23 protein-coding genes are annotated in these 18727 nt (G+C 64.2%); 16 read left to right on the top strand and 7 right to left on the bottom strand.

Annotation, left to right across the window (positions count from 1 at the left end; genetic code table 11):
* Positions 1-361: 361 nt before the first annotated feature.
* From FY036_RS03670 to FY036_RS03660, 3 genes are all read right to left on the bottom strand, one after another.
* A complete protein-coding gene (locus tag FY036_RS03670) occupies positions 362-1312 on the bottom strand; it encodes a sensor histidine kinase (protein WP_148913344.1) in 951 nt (316 codons plus the stop codon).
* Between the two features lie 275 nt (positions 1313-1587).
* Positions 1588-1755: a DUF1328 domain-containing protein gene (locus FY036_RS03665; RefSeq protein ID WP_148913343.1), complete on the bottom strand. Its 168-nt coding sequence runs from the start codon at positions 1753-1755 to the stop codon at positions 1588-1590.
* 148 nt (positions 1756-1903) lie between these two features.
* Positions 1904-2698: a response regulator gene (locus tag FY036_RS03660; RefSeq protein ID WP_148913342.1), complete on the bottom strand. Its 795-nt coding sequence runs from the start codon at positions 2696-2698 to the stop codon at positions 1904-1906.
* A 217-nt stretch (positions 2699-2915) separates the two neighbouring features.
* Here FY036_RS03660 and FY036_RS03655 point away from each other — a divergent pair, with 217 nt between their 5' ends.
* Together FY036_RS03655 and FY036_RS03650 are read left to right on the top strand one after the other, a co-directional pair.
* Positions 2916-3134: a NepR family anti-sigma factor gene (locus FY036_RS03655; RefSeq protein WP_148913411.1), complete on the top strand. Its 219-nt coding sequence runs from the start codon at positions 2916-2918 to the stop codon at positions 3132-3134.
* 2 nt (positions 3135-3136) lie between these two features.
* Entirely contained in the window at positions 3137-3685 is a 549-nt protein-coding gene (locus FY036_RS03650) for a sigma-70 family RNA polymerase sigma factor (protein WP_148913341.1), read from the top strand.
* 7 nt (positions 3686-3692) lie between these two features.
* Here FY036_RS03650 and FY036_RS03645 read toward each other — a convergent pair whose 3' ends face one another.
* Positions 3693-4070 (bottom strand): response regulator, encoded by a 378-nt coding sequence (locus FY036_RS03645; RefSeq protein WP_235897502.1) that lies wholly within the window; start codon positions 4068-4070, stop codon positions 3693-3695.
* A gap of 147 nt (positions 4071-4217) precedes the next feature.
* Here FY036_RS03645 and FY036_RS03640 point away from each other — a divergent pair, with 147 nt between their 5' ends.
* From FY036_RS03640 to FY036_RS03625, 4 genes are all read left to right on the top strand, one after another.
* Positions 4218-4973, top strand: coding sequence for a Crp/Fnr family transcriptional regulator (locus FY036_RS03640; protein WP_148913340.1), 756 nt, complete (start codon positions 4218-4220; stop codon positions 4971-4973).
* A gap of 62 nt (positions 4974-5035) precedes the next feature.
* Positions 5036-5371, top strand: a complete 336-nt coding sequence (locus FY036_RS03635) for a DUF883 family protein (protein WP_148913339.1) — start codon at positions 5036-5038, stop codon at positions 5369-5371.
* A 3-nt stretch (positions 5372-5374) separates the two neighbouring features.
* Positions 5375-5827 (top strand): hypothetical protein, encoded by a 453-nt coding sequence (locus FY036_RS03630; RefSeq protein ID WP_148913338.1) that lies wholly within the window; start codon positions 5375-5377, stop codon positions 5825-5827.
* 94 nt (positions 5828-5921) lie between these two features.
* Positions 5922-6131, top strand: a complete 210-nt coding sequence (locus tag FY036_RS03625) for a hypothetical protein (protein ID WP_148913337.1) — start codon at positions 5922-5924, stop codon at positions 6129-6131.
* Positions 6132-6136: 5 nt separating this feature from the next.
* On the opposite strand, the gene FY036_RS03620 is transcribed toward FY036_RS03625, so the two are convergent.
* Complete coding sequence (locus FY036_RS03620) at positions 6137-7060, bottom strand: diacylglycerol/lipid kinase family protein (protein ID WP_235897500.1); 924 nt, start codon at positions 7058-7060, stop codon at positions 6137-6139.
* Positions 7061-7287: 227 nt separating this feature from the next.
* On the opposite strand from FY036_RS03620, the gene FY036_RS03615 reads away from it, so the two are divergent.
* From FY036_RS03615 to FY036_RS03570, 10 genes are all read left to right on the top strand, one after another.
* On the top strand, positions 7288-8355 hold the full coding sequence (locus FY036_RS03615; protein ID WP_148913336.1) for a PRC-barrel domain-containing protein: 1068 nt from the start codon (positions 7288-7290) through the stop codon (positions 8353-8355).
* Between the two features lie 202 nt (positions 8356-8557).
* Entirely contained in the window at positions 8558-9493 is a 936-nt protein-coding gene (locus FY036_RS03610) for a VOC family protein (protein WP_148913335.1), read from the top strand.
* A 3-nt stretch (positions 9494-9496) separates the two neighbouring features.
* A complete protein-coding gene (locus FY036_RS03605) occupies positions 9497-10111 on the top strand; it encodes an alpha/beta hydrolase (RefSeq protein WP_148913334.1) in 615 nt (204 codons plus the stop codon).
* Positions 10112-10126: 15 nt separating this feature from the next.
* On the top strand, positions 10127-10423 hold the full coding sequence (locus FY036_RS03600) for a GNAT family N-acetyltransferase (RefSeq protein WP_148913333.1): 297 nt from the start codon (positions 10127-10129) through the stop codon (positions 10421-10423).
* 8 nt (positions 10424-10431) lie between these two features.
* Positions 10432-10728 carry a GNAT family N-acetyltransferase gene (locus tag FY036_RS03595; protein WP_148913332.1) on the top strand — a complete coding sequence of 99 codons (297 nt, stop codon included), beginning with the start codon at positions 10432-10434 and terminating at the stop codon, positions 10726-10728.
* Between the two features lie 75 nt (positions 10729-10803).
* Entirely contained in the window at positions 10804-12645 is a 1842-nt protein-coding gene (locus FY036_RS03590) for a sensor histidine kinase (protein WP_148913331.1), read from the top strand.
* Positions 12642-13970 carry a sigma-54-dependent transcriptional regulator gene (locus FY036_RS03585; protein ID WP_148913330.1) on the top strand — a complete coding sequence of 443 codons (1329 nt, stop codon included), beginning with the start codon at positions 12642-12644 and terminating at the stop codon, positions 13968-13970. Before FY036_RS03590 ends, FY036_RS03585 begins: the two co-directional genes overlap by 4 nt.
* Positions 13971-14192: 222 nt before the next feature.
* Positions 14193-15170 carry a tripartite tricarboxylate transporter substrate-binding protein gene (locus tag FY036_RS03580; RefSeq protein WP_148913329.1) on the top strand — a complete coding sequence of 326 codons (978 nt, stop codon included), beginning with the start codon at positions 14193-14195 and terminating at the stop codon, positions 15168-15170.
* Between the two features lie 98 nt (positions 15171-15268).
* The gene (locus tag FY036_RS03575) at positions 15269-15718 is read left to right on the top strand and encodes a tripartite tricarboxylate transporter TctB family protein (RefSeq protein WP_148913328.1); all 450 of its coding nucleotides are present in this window, start codon (positions 15269-15271) and stop codon (positions 15716-15718) included.
* Positions 15719-15731: 13 nt separating this feature from the next.
* Complete coding sequence (locus FY036_RS03570; RefSeq protein WP_148913327.1) at positions 15732-17243, top strand: tripartite tricarboxylate transporter permease; 1512 nt, start codon at positions 15732-15734, stop codon at positions 17241-17243.
* Positions 17244-17251: 8 nt separating this feature from the next.
* Here the strand turns inward: FY036_RS03570 and FY036_RS03565 are convergent, their stop codons facing one another.
* Together FY036_RS03565 and FY036_RS03560 are read right to left on the bottom strand one after the other, a co-directional pair.
* On the bottom strand, positions 17252-17497 hold the full coding sequence (locus tag FY036_RS03565; protein WP_148913326.1) for a hypothetical protein: 246 nt from the start codon (positions 17495-17497) through the stop codon (positions 17252-17254).
* Entirely contained in the window at positions 17497-18726 is a 1230-nt protein-coding gene (locus tag FY036_RS03560) for an aminomethyltransferase family protein (protein ID WP_148913325.1), read from the bottom strand. The genes FY036_RS03565 and FY036_RS03560 overlap by 1 nt, the downstream gene beginning before the upstream one ends.
* Position 18727: the final 1 nt, after the last annotated feature.

Below are 18727 nucleotides of genomic sequence, written 5' to 3'. Positions count from 1 at the left end.
GAATCACCCCGCGTCGCATACATGCGGCTAAATCGATAAGCTAGACCATGATGTCGTCCGAAAACCGGTTCCCAATTTTCGGCATCACGGTCTAAGCGATCTGATCGCCTTTGAACGTTCCTCCGTCGGAGATGTTCCCTCAAAAATCTTCACCAATGGTGGAACCATATGGTCAATCACCCGTTATGTCGATGCAAGCGGTCGTTCGCAGCCCCCAATCGCCCCCCCAAATGCGAACGAACGCCCAAAGAGGTGCGATTTCCCCCGATCGCCTTCTTAAAAAGCCGGTCTCACGACCGGCTTTTTCTTTTGCGCTTGAATTGTCGGAGGCGCGGCCCGGGGTAGCCCGAGGCTGGCAGTGTCAGTCAGCCTCGAAATTAGCTGCCGGAACTTCCAGCCGGTAATTCAGGCGATCGTCGGTGAATTCGAACTCGGCCTTGCCTTCGAGCGAGAGCGGCACGACCCGCTCGAGCGCCACGCTGCCGAAGCGCTTTTCCTCCTGCATCTCCGAGGCGTCGGTATGCTCGCTCCACGTCAGCACGAGCGACGGGGCGGCGCCATCGCCCTCCCCCGGCTTGAGCGTGCTGACGAGCCTTGCACGGCCGTTAGGGTGCGCCAGCGCGCCGTGGCTCATCGAGTTCACGACGAGCTCATGAAGGGCCAGCCCGATATGCAGCGCGGCATTGGGATTGAGGTACACATCGACGCCTTCCAGCGTGACGCCGTTGTGAGCCTCGCCGCGGTAGCGGGCGATCTGTCCTTCCACGAGCTCGCTCAGCATGGCGCCGCGCCAGTTGGACGACGTCACCAGATCCTGTGACGACGCAAGCGACTGCAACCGCCCGCGAAAGCGATCGAGAAACGCGTCGATGCTCGGCGAGTAGCGGCCGGTCTGGGTCGCGATGCTCTGGATGATGGCGAGGAGATTCTTCGACCGGTGGCTGACTTCGCGCAGCAGCGTGCGCAACGTCTGCTCGCGGCGTTTGCGTTCGGTGACCTCGACGATCGTCGTCACCACGCCGCTGATGACGCCGTCGTCATCGAGGTCGGCGTCGATCCACATGTCATACCAGCGCCCGCCATCCTCGGTTCCGGCGCGGAACTCGAGCATCTCCGGCGCGCCGGAAGCCAGCACCGCGTGCTTGCGCTCGATGATGCGATCTACCGAATTGCCGGGCATGAAATCGCTGTCGGTCTTGCCCGCGATGTCGTCGGCAGACCATTCCGCAGGAACGTTCTGGCCCCACCGCACACGCAAATCGGTCGTCTGGTAGATGACGATGATGCCGGTGTTGCGCAAGGCGCGCAACATTCCCCGCCTCACTTCCACTGGCTTACCCCGACTTCCAGCGAATACATTTTCGCGTCCTCACACAATGGCATCAAGCCCGACGCATACGAAACCTATGCTCCCGCTTCCACCCCGCTTATGCAACGAAGCTTACCGCCCCGGGTTCCTCAGAAACGCCGCCGGACGACGCAAAGTTGATCCTTTGCATCGTCCGACGGTTGGCGAAGTGCGAGCTGAGGGGTCTGCGAACTCCGCCAGCCCGGTGATGCCCTAGGGCAGCCACCGAGACCTGTCCTCTAGCCTGCCCGGCGCATCAGACCCGCAATCAGCGAGATCACCAGGAAGGCGAGGAATATGAAGAACAGGATCTGCGCGATCCCGGCCGAAGCGCCTGCGATGCCGCCGAAGCCAAGCGCACCGGCGATGATCGCGACGACGAGAAACACGAGCGTCCAGTAAAGCATGGTCTATCTCCTTGGAATTTGTGCATGAAAACGCCCTGTTCCGTCTTTTGTTCCGTATGCGGCAAGGGCGGCGTTTAATGGGGGTCGAACGAAAAAAGACCGCCGAAAACGGCGGCCTTTCTCGCTTGGGAAGCATGATGCGCTGCGCTTATGCTGCCGCCTTCGCCTGACGGTCGAAGAACAGCGCCTGGCTGATGAGCGCCTTCACCATGTCCGGATTGAACGGCTTGGTGACGAGGAAGGCCGGCTCTGGCCGTTCGCCCGTAAGCAGGCGTTCCGGGAACGCGGTGATGAAGATCACCGGGACCGGGGTGCCGGCGAGGATTTCGTTCACCGCGTCGATGCCCGACGAACCGTCGGCGAGCTGGATGTCCGCCAGCACCATCTTGGGCCGCTTGCTGGAAAACAGCGCCACGGCTTCCTTGTGGGTGCGCGCGGTGCCGACCACGCGATGACCGAGGCTCTCGACCATTTCCTCGATGTCCATGGCGATGAGAGGCTCGTCCTCGATGATGAGAACGTCGGTAGCCACCTGCCGGGAGATTTCGTCGCTGGCTTGCGACAGAAGTTCGGAGAAGCGCGAGGGATCGACATCCAGCACCTCGGCGGCCTCGTCTTCGGCGAATCCTTCGACGGCGACGAGCAGAAACGCCTGACGCGGCAGCGGCGCTAGCGCCGACAGGTTTGCCGCAGCGCGGCTTTCCCAGCCCGCCGCGTCCTCGACTTCGGGCACCCTGATGCTCACCGAGGTGAAGAGCTTGGTGAAGACCCGATAGAGCGCGATGCGGTCGGATGACAGTTTTGGAAACACGCTCACATCGGCGATGATCGCCTCAAGCGTGGCGGCGACGAGTGCGTCACCGCTGTTCTGCGAACCCGTAACGGCGCGGGAAAAGCGCCGCAGGAATGGCAAGTGCGGCGCGATCCGTGCAGATAAACTCATGATAAGGCGTCTCCCTCAGTGACGTTCAAAGAAGGCCGGATTAGGCATTCGAAGACCTGAAACGTGGTTCCGGCAAAAAAGTTCCAGAATTTGCGGAACGATTTCGCAGACCATACGTTTGCCCATCCGACTGGTCGACCTGCGGGTGACCGAAACAAGCAACGCGGATATGTGCCAGGCAATGAATGATGCGGCACAGCGGGGGCAAGGAAACAGCATGAAGCCAAATATGTCGGCCGCAGCGGGTGGCCAGGGAAAAGCGGGAAACCGCAGTGATACTCTTGGGCCGAATACCGAGATTGGCCGCAAACTCAAGCAATATTATGACGAACTCGTCTCCGATGATGTGCCGGACAGGTTTGCAGACCTGTTGAAGCAGCTCGAGGACAGGGAAGAGCCGTCCCTTTCGCGCGAACCCGAACGCGAAGGCAAGTGAAGATGGCCGACGAATCGACCTTCAAGCAGGATTTGCTCGGCGCCATCCCCAGCCTGCGTGCGTTCGCCATGTCGCTGGCACAGAACGCCGACAAGGCCGACGACCTCGTCCAGGAAACCCTGGTCAAGGCGTGGGACAAGCAGGCCTCTTTCCAGATGGGCACCAACCTCAAGGCGTGGGTGTTCACCATCCTGCGCAATGAGTTCTACTCCCAGATGCGCAAGCGCGGCCGCGAGGTGCAGGACAGCGACGGCGTCATCACGGCAAGGCTCGCCGTGCATCCCGCCCAGCAGGGATCGCTCGACCTCGACGATTTCCGCGCGGCGCTCGAAACTCTGCCGGAAGACCAGCGCGAGGCGATCATCCTCATCGGCGCGTCGGGCTTCTCCTACGAGGAAGCAGCCGAGATCTGCGACTGCGCCGTCGGTACGATCAAGAGCCGTGTGAGCCGCGCTCGCAGCCGGCTTCAGGAAATCCTCAACGTTTCGGGTGAGGCGGACTACGGTCCCGACGCGATTTCCGCCCAGGTGATGGGGTCCAACGCCGCCTGACCGGCAGCTAGCCTTTATTGGAGCGGGCCATCGCCCGCTCCAGCGCGGCGATCAGTTCGGCGGCCGAATAGGGCTTGCCTACGACCTCGACGCCAGCATCCACATGCTCCTCGAAATCGGTGTAGCCGGTCGCAAAGACGAACGGGATGCGATGCTGCGTCAGCGTGCGGGCGAAGTCGGTCGTCGAGGTGCCGCCAAGCATCACGTCGAGGATCGCGACATTGACTTCCTGCTCTATAGAGCGGCCGCCAAGCTCGTCGAGCCGGCGTACGATCGTCACGTCCGCGGCACCATGCTCACGGCACAGCTCCTCGACATCCATGGCGATAAGGAATTCATCTTCCATAACAAGGACATGCATGCCGGCGAGCGGTGCGTCGTGCAATGATGTAGCCTCCGTAAATTGCAATATGTGTCGGATATTCGCTTTGCTGTCATTTAAAAAAGATGCAGGCGCAACCTTACCATTGGTCAGGCGTTCACGGGCACGAGTGCGAGTCTGCAACGTCGTCCAGCAAGCGGGGGTATTGAGATGAAGGAACCGGCGGCGCGCTCCGAGCGCAAGTTTCCCTGTGAGCAGTGCCCCCTCATGCGCCGCAAGGTTTTCCGCGACTTCAACAAGAAGGAACTGGACTTCGTATCCCGGTTGAAACGGGGCGAACTCTCGGTCGACAGAAGCGCGACGGTCCTCGCCGAGGGAACGCGCAACCCGCATCTTTATACCGTGCTCATGGGTTGGGGGTTCCGCTACAAGCTTCTTCCCGACGGCCGCCGCCAGATCGTCAACTACGTCATGCCCGGAGACCTCATCGGCCTTCAGGGCAGCCTGATGGGCGAGATGCAGCACTCCATCGAAACGCTCTCGCCGATGACCCTGTGTGTCTTCGAGCGTAGCGAACTCATGTCGCTCTATCGCGAGCACCCGGATCTTGCCTACGACGTGACCTGGCTTGCATCGCGCGAGGAGTGCATGCTCGACGAGAACCTGCTGAGCGTGGGCCGGCGCACCGCGCTGGAGAGGCTCGCCTACCTCATCGCGTTCCTCACCAACCGGGCAAGCGCGGTCGGCATGTTCAACGGTTCCGCGCCGCTGCTTCCGCTGACGCAGCAGCATCTTGCAGATACGCTCGGCCTGTCGCTGGTGCATACGAACAAGACAGTGCGGAAGCTGGTACAGAAAAATCTGATCCGCTGGCGAGACAAGGGCTGCGAGGTTCTGGACCTCGACCAGCTCGCCGCGCTGTCGGGATGGGACCCGTCCGACGAGGGCATCCGCCCGTTCATCTGACAAGGCGGAACCTGCGCTATGGTGGCGCGTTGTGAGGCGGCAATACAACAAGGAGTATCGAGATGGCGACAGCACCCAGGGCAACCAGAAGCGGCAACGGCACCAAAGCCAATCCCGAGGATCTGGAAGCCGAAATCGCACGTCTCCGCGAAGATGTAGCCCGGCTTGCCGATCAGCTGTCGAAGACGGGCGAGCACTCCTACTCTGCCGCTAGACGCGCGGCGGCAGAGGGTGCGGAGCAGCTTCGGGTCAAGGGCGAAGCGGCGGTCGAGAGCATCCGCGCCAACGCCAACGACATCGAGGCGCAGGTGACGGACGCGGTTCGCGAGAAGCCGATCACGTCGCTGGCGATCGCGGTGGGCGTGGGCTACTTCCTCGCCCTGCTTTCCCGCCGATAAAAAGTGCAGATGCTTGCAACCATACTGGCTTCGGTCGTTTCAGGTGAAGCGACCGAGGCTATCGGGCGGGCCCGGCGCACGGCCGTCGCGTATCTGATCGCCGGCCTGTTTGCGTTTTGCGGCGCGGTGTTCCTGCTTGTGGCGGGATATATCGCTGCGGCGCGCGAGTTGGGACCATTGCCTGCTGCGCTGTGGTTCGGCGGTGGCTTTGTCCTGCTGGCGGTACTGGTCATCGTCATTCACTCGATTTCGACCAGCGTGCGCAAGCGGCGTATAGCCAAGCGTCGGGAAACCGAGATGAAGGCAGTGGCGAGCGCGGCTGCGATTGCGATGCTGCCGGTGGTCGCCAGCCGCGTCGGCGGGCTGGGGCTCGTCGTTCCGGCTGTGGCCGCCCTCGCATGGGCCGTCTATCGCGAGAACAAGTCGCGAAAGCCCGGCGACACCGATCCACGCTGAAGCTGGGGTCCAACCCGCCCCCGAGATGACGGAACCGATGCGCCGCGCGGCGCATTGGGTTCCCGAATGCGTTCACGAATTTCCGGAGAATCCAATGACCAAGATCATCGACAAGAACAAGGCGCGACAGGGCCGGAGCGGCTGGCAGGTGCTGGTGATACTGGTTTGCGCGCTCGCTCTCGCGCTCGTCGTATGGTGGGGCGTGGGCATTTTCGGCAGCGCGATCCAGCCGGAAGATCCCGTCGGCGGTGCACCCGCCGAGCAGCCCGGCGAAGTGACCGAGCCCGCTCAACCCAGCCAGTAGGCCGCCTACGCTTCGGGCGGTGGCGTCAACACTTTGAGCGCGCGTGGATGGATGTGCAGCACGGTTTCGGTTTCGAGATCGCACAGCTCGCCGTCCATCGCGCAGCCGAAGCGTTCGTGACGCGAGAGCAGCCTTAGCGTCACCGTTCGGGCCTCATGGACGTCGACCTGCTGGTTCGACTTCCACCGCCCCAAAAGCATGTTCAGCGCCAGCCACACCATGTCGCGCTTGCGGCGCGTGCGGGTGACATACACGCCCAGCACGCCCCGGTCTGGTTCATCGGCGTAAGGCAGATGCCCCTCGCCGAAAAGATTGTTGGTGACGCCGACGCCGGCTGTCGCCATCAGGCGCTCTTCGCCCTCGTCTAGCGTGAGCCCGATCTTCATGCGCGGCGGGCTGAAGAAAGCCCTGAACCCGGCCCTGACCGAGGCCCACATCTTCCCCAGCCTCGAATCGAAATTGTCTTTCTCGCGCAGCCGGATGAGCTTGGCGTGGAGCCCGATCGAGAACTGATGGACGAATATCCGGTCGTTCGCGCTCGCCAGATCCACCTCGCGCACTTCGCCCTGGGCGAACACCTCCACCGCCTCGTCCAGGTCGAGCGGAATGCGAAGGCTGCGCGCGAACAGGTTCATCGTGCCCGCCGGCAGGATAGCCAATACCTTGTCGCTGTCCTTGAGCTTGCCGGCCGCGCACGAAACCGTGCCGTCGCCGCCGCCTACCATGACGACATCGCACTCGCCGGAGACGGCCTCCTCGATCGCATCGACGATGCCCTTGCCTTCGACGATGTGCGTCGAGACCTCGTGACCCGCCTGTTCGAGTGTGTTGGCGATGCGCGCGGCCAGATCGTCCACGTCGAGTGTGCGCAGGGTACCGCCGTGGCGGTTTAGGATCACGCTAAAGCGCATCTGACGGGAAGCCTCCATGCACTCGTGATCCTGACGCACCCGCCGTCACGGCCGTGCGAGGCGTTCGATAATGCGCGGCATCCCCATTGGTTCCCCGCCGAAAAGTAAGCCTCGATGCCAGGGAAAATCGGAACCAGAAGTTGTCGGGCACGTTGTGGCGATGTGAAAGGCCGCGCCCCGACCTCCCCTGCGAAGTTTGGTCAAGGCGCGGCCGTGCAAAGGAACATGCACAAGGAGAGTATATCATGATCCGCAATCTCTTGGCGACTACCGCAATCGCGACCCTCGTTGCGACCGGCGCATACGCACAGACCACCACCGAGCCGGCCCCCATGGCACCGACGGAGCAGGCTGCTCCCCAGGTCAAGCACGCCGAAGGCCATCTCGCTTCCAACATCATCGGCCAGACCGTCTATAGCAGCTCGGCCGACGATGCAGAAAACATCGGCAGCGTGAACGATCTGGTTCTGTCGCCGGAAGGCGATGTCGAGGCGATCGTCGTCGGTGTCGGCGGCTTCCTCGGCCTTGGCCAGAAGAACGTCGCTCTCGAATACGACCTGATCGAGTGGACAGAGCGTGACGGCAACGAGTGGCTGGTCGTGCAGACCAACCGCGAGGCCCTCGAGGCTCTGCCTGACTTCGATACCGCGGCATACGAGCCGCAGGCTGCCGACGCCGAGGTGGGCAACACGACGCCTGCCACCGCAGAAGAGCTTGCAGCGGCCCCGGCCCCGGCAGCTGACGACGCGGCCGCTCCGGCTGACGACATGGCCGCCGCTCCGGCTGATGAAGCTGCACCGGCTGACGACATGGCTGCTGCCCCGGCTCCGACCGACGAAGCAGCTCCGGCTGACGACATGGCCGCTGCACCGGCTGACGAGGCTGCACCGGCAGACGATATGGCTGCCGCTCCGGCCGAAGAGCCGGCGATGGGCACGGACGAGACCGAGACTTCGGCTATCGACCGCTCGACCCTGACGGACGTTGAAGAAACCGGCCTCAGCGCTGACGAACTGATCGGCACCACGGTCTACGGTGCGAACGACGAGAACGTCGGCTCGATCAGCGATGTCATCCTCACCGGCGACAACGCCACCGATGCGGTCATCATCGACGTGGGCGGCTTCCTCGGCATCGGCAGCAAGTCGGTTGCGGTGGATATGGACAACCTCGCCTTCCTGTCGGACGCTGACGGTAACTACTACCTGTACACGCAGTTCACGCAGGAGCAGCTCGAGGCTCAGCCCGAGTATGACGAGGCTACCTTCGCCGAGAACCGCGACGATCAGCTGATCGTTGTCCCGGCGCAGTAATCCAGTCAGGCTGCGATGACACGAGGCCCGCGCAATTTGCGCGGGCCTTTTCATTTATGTCACCAAAGTGAACAATGGCGTTTTCATTGTTCATCAAATGAGAACGGTCCTTTGCCCTGTCCCGCCCTTCCGCAACGCTGTATTTGAACGACATATGACGGCGAACGTCGCGATCGGGCGACGGCAAGGAAGGAGCCTCATCATGCTCGGACAGATCAAGGGACTTCACCACGTCACGTCGCTGGCGCGGGATGCCCGCGAGAACAACGATTTCTTCACCAACAAGCTCGGCCTGCGCCGCGTGAAGAAGACGGTGAACTTCGACGCACCGGACGTCTATCACCTCTATTACGCCGACGAGTTCGGTACGCCGGGGTCGGTGATGACCTATTTTCCGTTTCCCAACGCCGCGCGCGGCAGGGCAGGCACGGGAGAGGTCGGCGTCACCGCCTTTTCGGTGCCCCGGGGAACGCTTGCCTACTGGGAACAGCGGCTTGCCGACCAGGGCGTCGCGGGGCTGAAGCGTTCGGATCTCTTCGGCGAACAGCGCCTCGCCTTCGAGGGGCCCGACGGCGACGGTTTCGCGCTGGTCGAGGTCGATGACGACGACCGCGCCGCATGGACCAATGGCGGCGTCGGCGCCGACGAGGCGATCCGCGGCTTCCACTCGGTTTCCATGCGCCTTCAGGACGGTGGCGCGACGGCCGAACTCCTCAAGTTCATGAACTATGAGGAGATCGACAAGTCCGGCTCCGTGCGCCGTTTCGCGGTGAAGGGCGAGGGCAACGGTGCCGACGTCATCGACGTCGAGACGCTGCCCGTGCTGAGCCATGCGCGGCAGGGCGCCGGCTCGGTCCACCATGTCGCTTTCGCGGTCGAAAACCGGGAGCGCCAGCTCGAAGTGCGCAAGGCGCTGCTGGAAACCGGCTATCAGGTGACGCCGGTGATCGACCGCGATTATTTCTGGGCGATCTATTTCCGCACGCCGGGCGGCGTGCTGTTCGAGGTCGCCACCAACGAACCGGGTTTCGACCGTGACGAGGACACGGCGCATCTCGGCGAGGCGCTCAGGCTGCCCCGCCAGCACGAGCATCTGCGACCCTATCTGGAAAGCCACCTCCAGCCGATCGAAGGATAAGGCATGACGACCGACAGCTACACCTACAAGACCGCCGGCGCGCCCGGCGGTCCCCTGCTCTTCGTCTTCCATGGCACGGGGGCCGACGAAAACCAGTTTCTCGGGCTGGGCGGCGAGTTGCTGCCCGGCGCAACGGTCATCGCCCCGCGCGGCGACGTTTCCGAGCATGGCGCGGCGCGCTATTTCCGCCGCACCGGCGAAGGCGTCTACGACATGGCCGACCTTGCCCGTGCAACTGAGAAGATGGCCGGTTTCGTGCGCGCCCATGTCGAAGCGGCGAAACCTTCGGCGGTGGTCGGGCTCGGCTATTCCAACGGCGCGAACATTCTCGCTTCCGTGCTCTTTGCCGCTCCCGGTCTGTTCGACGCGGCCGTGCTGATGCACCCGCTGATACCGTTCGAGCCGAAGGTCGACGGGTCTCTGGCGGGCACGCGGGTCCTGATGACGGCGGGCCGCAGAGACCCCATATGTCCTCCGGCGCTGACCGAGCGCCTCCATGGCGGCCTGCGCCATCTGGGCGCGGAAGTCGAGCTTGTGTGGCATGATGGCGGCCATGAAATCCGCCAGACCGAGCTCCTCGCCGCGCAGGCCTTTCTGGAGCCCTATCGCACGACATAGCGAGGAAACCTGGACATGAGCGAGCAACCGAAGATCGAGATCGAGGACAACGGTTCCAAGGGCCGTTACGTTGTCAGAGGTCCAGACGGCGCCGAGGCCGAGATGACCTTCACGAAGATCGGCGAGCGGCAGCTCATCATCGACCACACCGGCGTGCCGGACGCCTTTCGCGGACAGGGCGTCGGCGCGCTTTTGGTGGCGCGCGCGGTGGAGGATGCGCGTGCGGCTGGCAAGACCATCATCCCGCTCTGCCCCTTCGCCGCGGCCCAGTTTCGCCGCCATCCCGAATGGGCGGACGTGCTGAAGAAGTGAGCGGCGCAATGAACGACTTCCCCATCCAGCTTGAGACCACCGAAAAGGGCGGCCGCTACTTCGTGCCGATGCCGAACGGCGACGATGCGAGGCTGACCTTCGTGCGGGTCTCCGACACGCACTGGATTGCCGATCACACCTTCGTTCCCGTGCCATGGCGCGGCCAGGGCATCGCGGAACGCATGGTCGAAAGGCTGGTTGCGGACGCACGGCAGGCAGGCGCCACGATCACGCCGACCTGCTGGTTCGTCGCCGACGAATTGCAGCGCATGAGCCCGGCATGGGACGACGTCCGGAGGGGTTGAGTCCGACCCATTCGACACCGCGCACAACCCCGCGCTATAAGTCGCCGCAGGGACTTTGCGAAACGGTTGGCGCTGATGAACGGGCTGTGGCGGCGACATTCTGTCATTCTTGGCTTGGCAGCCGTGCTGCTTTGCAGCCTGATCGCGTTCTTCGGCACGCGCGCGATGACCGACTACTATCTCGACAAGGCCGCCGCGCGCAGTTCCAACACGCTTGGCCTCGCCGTCACGGCCCTTCGCGGCCAGCTCGACCGCTATGAGAAGCTGCCCGAACTCATTGCCGATCATCAGGACATCAAGGATCTCGTCGTCAACGCCGACGATCCGGTTCGCATCGATGCGATCAACCGCTATCTCAAGACGATCAACGACCTGCTGGAATCGTCCGACATCTACGTGATGCTGCCGGACGGCATAACGGTCGCTGCGTCGAATTTCGACCAGACCCCGACCTTCGTGGGCGAGAACTTCTCCTACCGGCCCTATTTCACCGACGCGCTCGCGGGCGGCAAGGGACGCTTCTTCGCGCTCGGCACCACCTCGCTGAAGCGCGGCTACTACTTCGGCGCACCGATACGCGTGGAAGGTTCGATCGAAGGCGTCGTCGTCTTCAAGGTCGATGTCGATGCGATTGAGAGCTCCTGGCGAGGCGGCGACTACGAGATCATCGTCACCGATCCCGAAGGCATCATCTTCATGACCGGGCGGCAGGACTGGCTGTTCACCGCCATCCAGCCGCTGACGCGCGGGAGGCTGGCGCGCACGTCCGCGACCCGCCGCTACGCCAATGCGCAGCTGAAAGAACTGCCTGTCAGCCGCTCGTCCAACGCCGGTGGATACGACCTGCTCACGATCTCCGATGAGAGAGGTGCACGCGAATATCTCGCTGTGACCGAAACCATGCCGGTCGCCGACTGGACGGTAAAAGTGCTGCTCGACACCGCATCCGCACGCGCACAGGCGTTGACGGTGGTTGCCGCACTGGTGCTTCTCGTCGGGCTGGGGGCGATGGGAGCCGCGGCCTGGCTGCAGCGCCACGCCCGCATCGCCGAGAGGCTGCAGGTGCAGCGTGAGGCGCAGGAGCTTCTGGAACGGCGCGTCGAGGAGCGCACCGCCGACCTCGCATCCGTTAACGCGCGACTGGAGGAGGAAGTGGCCGAGCGCCGGGCGACCGAGCGCGCGCTGCGCAAGACGCAGTCCGATCTCGTCCAGGCCGGCAAGCTCGCAGCCCTCGGCCAGATGTCGGCCGCGCTCTCCCACGAATTCAACCAGCCGCTTGCCGCCGTGCGCACCTATGCCGACAACGCCGCATTGCTGATAGACCGAGGCCGGATCGACGAGGCCAGCGACAATGTCGGCCGCATCTCCAAGCTGGTGGATCGCATGGCCTCGATCAGCCGGCATCTGCGCAACTTCGCCCGCAAGCCCAACCAGAAGCTGGGGCCGGTCGCGCTGGACGACGTGGTGAGGGATACGCTGGAAATCGTGGCATGGCGCCTCAAGGCGGCCGATGCAGAACTCGCCATCGATCTCGGCACCGTACCACCCGTGGTCCGTGCCGGCTCGGTGCGGCTGCAGCAGGTGCTTGTCAACATCGTCTCCAACGCGGCCGACGCCGTGGAAGGCCTGCCCGACCGCCGCATCGACCTTTCGGCAGCGCGGATCGGCGACAACGTCGCCATCACCGTCCGCGACAGGGGGCCCGGCGTGCCCGAGGCGATCGCCGAGCGCATCTTCGATCCGTTCTTCTCGACCAAGGGCGTCGGCAAGGGTCTCGGGCTCGGCCTTTCGATCTCCTACAACATCGTCAAGGATTTCGGCGGCACGCTGTCGGTGGAAGCACACCCGGAAGGCGGCACGGTGGCGACGATCGTGCTGGCGGCGGACGTGTTGCCCGTGCGCGAGGCGGCGGAATGAGGTTGCCGGGCGTGCTCCTCGTCGACGACGAGGAAGAGATCAGGCGTTCGACGGCGCAGTCCCTGCAACTCGCAGGTTTCGACGTGCGCGAGTTCGGCGCGGCCGAAACCGCGCTGGACTACATCACCCCCGGCTTCGGCGGCGTCGTCGTCAGCGACATACGCATGCCCGGCATGGACGGCATGACGCTCCTGGCCCGGATACGCGACATCGACCCCGACGTGCCCGTCATTCTCGTCACCGGCCATGGCGACGTGCAGCTTGCCGTGCGCGCGATGCGCGAAGGGGCCTATGATTTCCTCGAAAAGCCCTTCGCCGGCCAGCATCTGTCGGATGTCGTCGCGCGTGCGATCGACCGCCGCTCTCTGGTTCTGGAAAACCGGCTGCTGCGGGCCGCCGCCGGCCACCCTGACGATCTGGAGACCCGACTGCCGGGCCGCTCCCCGGCGATGATAGACCTGCGCTATCGGCTGCGCGCGGTCGCCGGCACGGAAACCGACATTCTCATCGTAGGCGAGACCGGCGTCGGCAAGGAGGTGGTCGCGCGCGCGCTGCACGACATCAGCGGCCGCGCCGACCGGCCGTTCGTCGCGATCAACTGCGCGGCGCTGCCGGCCAACCTGATCGAGAGCGAGCTCTTCGGCCACGAAGCAGGCGCATTTCCCGGCGCGCTGCGTCCGCGCTACGGCAAGTTCGAGCATGCCCGCGGCGGCACGGTGCTGCTCGACGAGATCGGCTCCATGCCGCTCGATCTTCAGGCAAGGCTCCTGCGCGTGATCCAGGAACGCGTGATCGTCAGGCTGGGCTCCAACGAGCCGATCCCGCTGGATGTCCGCTTCATCGCCACCAGCAAGGTCGAGCTTGAGGACGAGGTGGCCGCAGACCGCTTTCGCGCCGACCTGCTCTACCGGCTCAACGTGGTGACGCTGCGCGTGCCGCCCCTTGCCGCTCGCCTTGAGGACGTGCCGATCCTGTTTCTCCAGCTGGTGCGCGAGGCTGCCGGGCGCTACCGCCGGCCGATGGTCGATGTGCCTGCCCACGTGCTGGAAGGGATCGGCCGGCGCGGCTGGCCCGGCAATGTGCGCGAACTGCGCAACGCGGCCGACCGCTACGTGCTCGGTCTCGGCGCGGAAAGCCTCGACAACGAGGAGAGCTCGGAACGTCTGGCCGATCGCGTCGCCCGGTTCGAGCGCTCGGTGATCTCGGGTGCCTTGCAGGCCCACAATGGCGCGCTCAAACCGGTCTATGAAACGCTCGGCATCTCCCGCAAGACGCTCTACGAGAAGATGCAGCGCTACGCGCTCGACAAGCGCGACCACGGCTGACCGACCAGCGCGGCTGCCCCAATGTGTCGAGTCTCACACATCGCTTGGGGCGTATGTTACGAAATCCACACATTCGGCGCGGCTGCCCGCATTTGTGACGGGCAGGAACGCATCCGCTTGTTGTAATCCCCGCACCGGGCGGATCGTACTGGCCTCCCCATGGCCGGCGACGGGAGGATCACCGCCGCCTGGCCGAATGCATATTTCTTCGGGAGGATCATAATGAAGAAGCTTATCGCCGCGCTTGGCGTCGCCACCGCGCTCACCCTCGCACCCCAGATTGCGGCAGCGCAGGATTTCCCCGCCCAGCCGATCACCATCGTGGTTCCGTTCGCCGCTGGCGGCCCGACCGACACGGTCACCCGTCTCGTCGCCCAGGCGATGAGCCAGGATCTCGGCCAGCAGGTCGTGGTCGAGAATGTCGGCGGTGCCGGCGGCACGCTCGGTGCTGCGCGCGTCGCCCAGGCCGAAGCCAACGGCTACACGCTGTTGCTGCACCATATCGGCATGGCCACAACCGCGACCCTCTACCGCGAGCTGCCCTACAACGCGATCGAGGACTTCGAACATGTCGGCCTCGTCACCGAGGTGCCGATGGTCATGGTCGGCCGTCCCGATCTCGAAGCCAATTCGATGGAAGAAGTCGTTGCCTACGTGCGCGAGAACGGCGAGGACGTGATGTACGCCAATGCCGGCATCGGCGCGGCGTCTCACCTGTGCGGCCTCCTGTTCATGGACGCAGTCGACACGCAGATGACGACCATCCCGTATCAGGGCACCGGCCCTGCGCTCACCGACCTGATGGGCGGCCAGGTCGATCTGATGTGCGACCAGACCACCAACACCACGAACCAGATCCGCGACGGGTCCATCAAGGGCTTCGCCGTGACCGTGCCGGAGCGTCTCGACGCCCTGCCGGACATCGCCACCGCCGCCGAGAGCGGCCTTGACGGGTTCGAGGTCACCATCTGGCACGGCGTCTACGCGCCCAAGGGCACGCCCGAGGATGTCGTCGCAAGGCTGAGCCAGTCGCTGCAGGTCGCTCTGCAGGACGAGACGGTGATCGAACGCTTCGCAGATCTGGGCACCGCGCCCTCGTCGCAGGAAGACGCGACGCCTGAGGCGCTCAAGGCCAAGCTGGAAGCCGAGATCAACCTGTGGCGTCCGATCATCGAGGCGGCCGGGGTCTACGCCAACTGACGAACGGCTTTCTGCCTGATCTTCGCATCGCCCGCGTCGGTTCATCCGGCGCGGGCGAAAACCGATAGGGCGGGGCTTTAAGGGGAGGAAGGACGACAATGCTTTCGCGCGACTACAGAGACATCATAGGCGGGGCCATTCTGCTGGTGTTCGGCCTATGGGTGGCCTGGTACGCCGGCCAGCACTACGAAACGGGAACGTTCCGCCGGATGGGGCCCGGCATGTTTCCGATGATTCTGGGCCTGATCCTTGCCGGTTTCGGCATCGCGGTCGCCATACCCGCATTCTTCCGGACGGGCACAAAGCTCGAAATCCGCTTGTGGACACCGCTCTTCGTGCTGCTGGGCGTTGCATCCTTCGCCCTGCTCGTTCGCCCCTTCGGGCTTTTTCCCGCGATCGTCAGCGTGACCGTGATCTCCTCGCTGGCCGAGCTTCGCTTCCGTCCGGTCACCCTCGTCCTGCTGTCGGCTGCCCTTTGTCTGATGGTGTGGCTGATATTCCGCGTCGGTCTTGGCCTGCCCATGGCCATGTATCGCTGGCCGTTCTGAAGGAGCTGCAAGGATGGACCTTTTTTCCAACATTGCGCTGGGCCTGAACACGGCGCTTTCGACCACCAACCTGTTTTACTGCTTCATCGGCGTGTTCATCGGCACGATCATCGGCGTCATCCCCGGCGTGGGCGCGATCTCGGCCATTTCGATGCTGCTGCCGATCACGTTCTATCTTGAGCCGACCACGGCGCTCATCATGCTGGGCGGCATCTGGTACGGCACCACCTATGGCGGGTCGATCGCCGCCATCCTGCTCAACATTCCCGGCACGCCGGCCAATGCTGTGACATGCATGGACGGCCATCCGATGGCGCGTCAGGGCCGCGGCGGCGTGGCGCTGCTGACGGCCGCTCTGTCTTCGTTTGCAGGCGGCTCTATCGGCATCCTTCTGCTGATGCTGTTCGGGCCGGTGATCGCCACCTACGCGCTCAGCTTCGGTTCGGCCGAATATTTCGCGCTGATGGTGATGGGCCTCGTCGCGGCCTCCACCATCTCCGACGGGTCGGCGATCAAGGGGCTCGCCATGGTCGTTCTCGGCATCCTTTTCGGATGCGTGGGCGCGGACATCTACACCGGCACCCCGCGCTTCAACTTCGGAACGCTGGAACTGACCGACGCCATCAGCCTCGTGGCGCTCGCCATGGGCATCTTCGGCGTCTCCGAAGTCATCGCCTCCGTGCGCAACGTGCACACGAGCAGCATCGATCCAAAGAGCGTGACCTTTCGCGCGATGAAGCCGACGCGCGACGAGGTCAAGCGTTCGGCGGGGCCGGTCCTGCGAGGCTCGTCCATCGGAGCGTTCTTCGGGGCCTTGCCCGGTACGGGACCGTCCGTGGCGGCCTTCATCGCCTACGCTGCGGAAAAGCGTATCTCTCGCCATCCCGAGAAGTTCGGCAAGGGCGCAGTCGAGGGCATCGCGGCGCCTGAATCGGCAAACAACTCGGCCGACCAGACCGCCTTCATCCCGACGCTCTCGCTCGGCATTCCCGGCAGCCCGACGATGGCGCTCATGCTCGGCGCCCTGATGATCCACGGCATCGCGCCCGGGCCGAGCCTGGTCAACGAGCAGCCGTCACTGTTCTGGGGCCTCATCATGTCGTTCTGGATCGGCAACGTGATGCTGGTCATCCTCAACGTGCCGCTGATAAGCGTCTGGGTGCGGCTGCTGACCATCCCCTATCATCTGCTGTATCCGGCCGTGCTGGTGTTCATCTGCATCGGCACCTATTCGGTGCATCAGTCCTCGTTCGAGGTCGGGCTGGTCGTGTTCTTCGGCTTCATCGGATACATGATGCGCATTCTCGACTGGCCGGCCGCCCCGCTGCTGCTGGGCTTCGTGCTGGGCCCGCTGATGGAGGAGCACTTCCGGCGCGCCATGCTTCTGTCGCGCGGCGACTTCATGACCTTCATCGACCGGCCGATCAGCGCCACCGTCATGGCCATCACGGCTTGCCTGCTCATCTGGGGCGTCGTCGCGGCGCTGCGGGAACGCCGCAAGGTGAAGTTCAGGAACGCCGAATAGCGATTCGGTCAGGCCTGATCGAACCGCTCGAGCCACCCCTTGCCGATCCCGCGCTGGCGGATGATCGGCAGGGGGTCTTCATTGTCGAGGCGCGAGCAGAGGCGATAGACCTCCAGCGCCTCGGCGCTCATCTCCCCCTTCTTGTAGAAATACATGGCCGCCGCATAGCGCGCGCGCCCCGACCATTCCTCGCCCAACGGCGTGGTCACCAGCGCCCACTGGGCGCGCCATTCCGCATCGCTCTCGGGGTCCATCAGAAGTCGCCCGGCGGCGTCGCGCTGCGCCGCGCCAGCTTGACGAAGGGGCGCTCGACCACCCTCGCCCGCTTCATCAGTTTCACATAGCGAAGCTCGCGCATCGCATAGATTTCGACCCACAGATCGTCCGTGACCGTATCGCCATAGGGCCGGTCGAGCGACGCGATGGCGATGTTGCGCTTGGCCGTCGGCGACCAGATCGCGGCCGACACCAGCCCGACCTCACGTTTGCCCTTGTGATAGACGATGGCGTGCTCGGCCGGCACGTTGCCCTCCACCTCCAGCCCGACGAGCACATGGCGAAGGGCCCCCTTCTCGCGGGCCTTCAGGATGGCGCGCCTGCCGTTGAAATGGCCCTTCTCCCTATCCACCATCCAGCCGAGCCCGATCTCGTCGGGCATGCGCACGCGGTCGGCCCGCACCGCATGTTCCGCCGTGACGAAATCGGCATTGGCGACGATGAACCCCGCCTCGATGCGGGCGCGGTTGAGGGCGGTGTAGCCGATGGCGCGGATGCCGTGCACCCGGCCCGCCTCCATCAGCCGGTCCCACAGCGACAGCGCTTGGCGGGCATCGACGAACAGCTCGTAGCCGAGATCGCCGGTAAAGCCGGTGCGCGAGATGGTCACCGTCCCCCGCTTGTGCGGGAAAGTAGCGAGATCGAACGGCTTCAGCCTCTCGACACCGTCGAGACCGGCGGCCCGCAACACCGCGAAGGATGTCGGCCCCTGCAGCGCAAGGCCGGCAATCGTCTCGGTTTCCTCCTCCACCTCCACGTCGAAGCCTATGGCGGAATCCATGAGCCACGGCAGATGCCGTTCCTGGCAGCACAGACGAAACCGGTCGGCCGACAGCCGGAACAACGTGCCGTCGTCCAGCACATGGCCGTTCTCGTCGCACCATGCGGTGTAGTGCACCCGTCCGGGCTTCAGCTTCGCCACGTCGCGCAGGGTCAGCCGGTTGCAGAAGGCTTCGGCGTCTGGCCCCTCTATCCGGTATTTTACCATCGGGGAGATGTCGAACAGCGCCGCCTGGCTGCGGATGGCGAAATATTCCAGCTCCTCGTCCCACAGGGAAAGCGGCGCCTTGTAGCCTGCCCATGTGTACCAGTCGTTCTGCTGCGACAGCGCTTCGAGCCGGGGATGGAAGGGCGTTTCCAGCCGCAGCATTTCGATGTGCGCTTGCGCATCGCGACGGGCGGAGGTCGATTTGGTTGCTTTCGCCATC

It is taken from the genome of Neoaquamicrobium microcysteis (genome assembly GCF_008180155.1).
Classification (GTDB): Bacteria; Pseudomonadota; Alphaproteobacteria; order Rhizobiales; family Rhizobiaceae; genus Aerobium; species Aerobium microcysteis.
The sequence above is the reverse complement of the archived record's forward strand: the minus strand, read 5'-3'. Positions and strand labels throughout refer to the sequence as shown.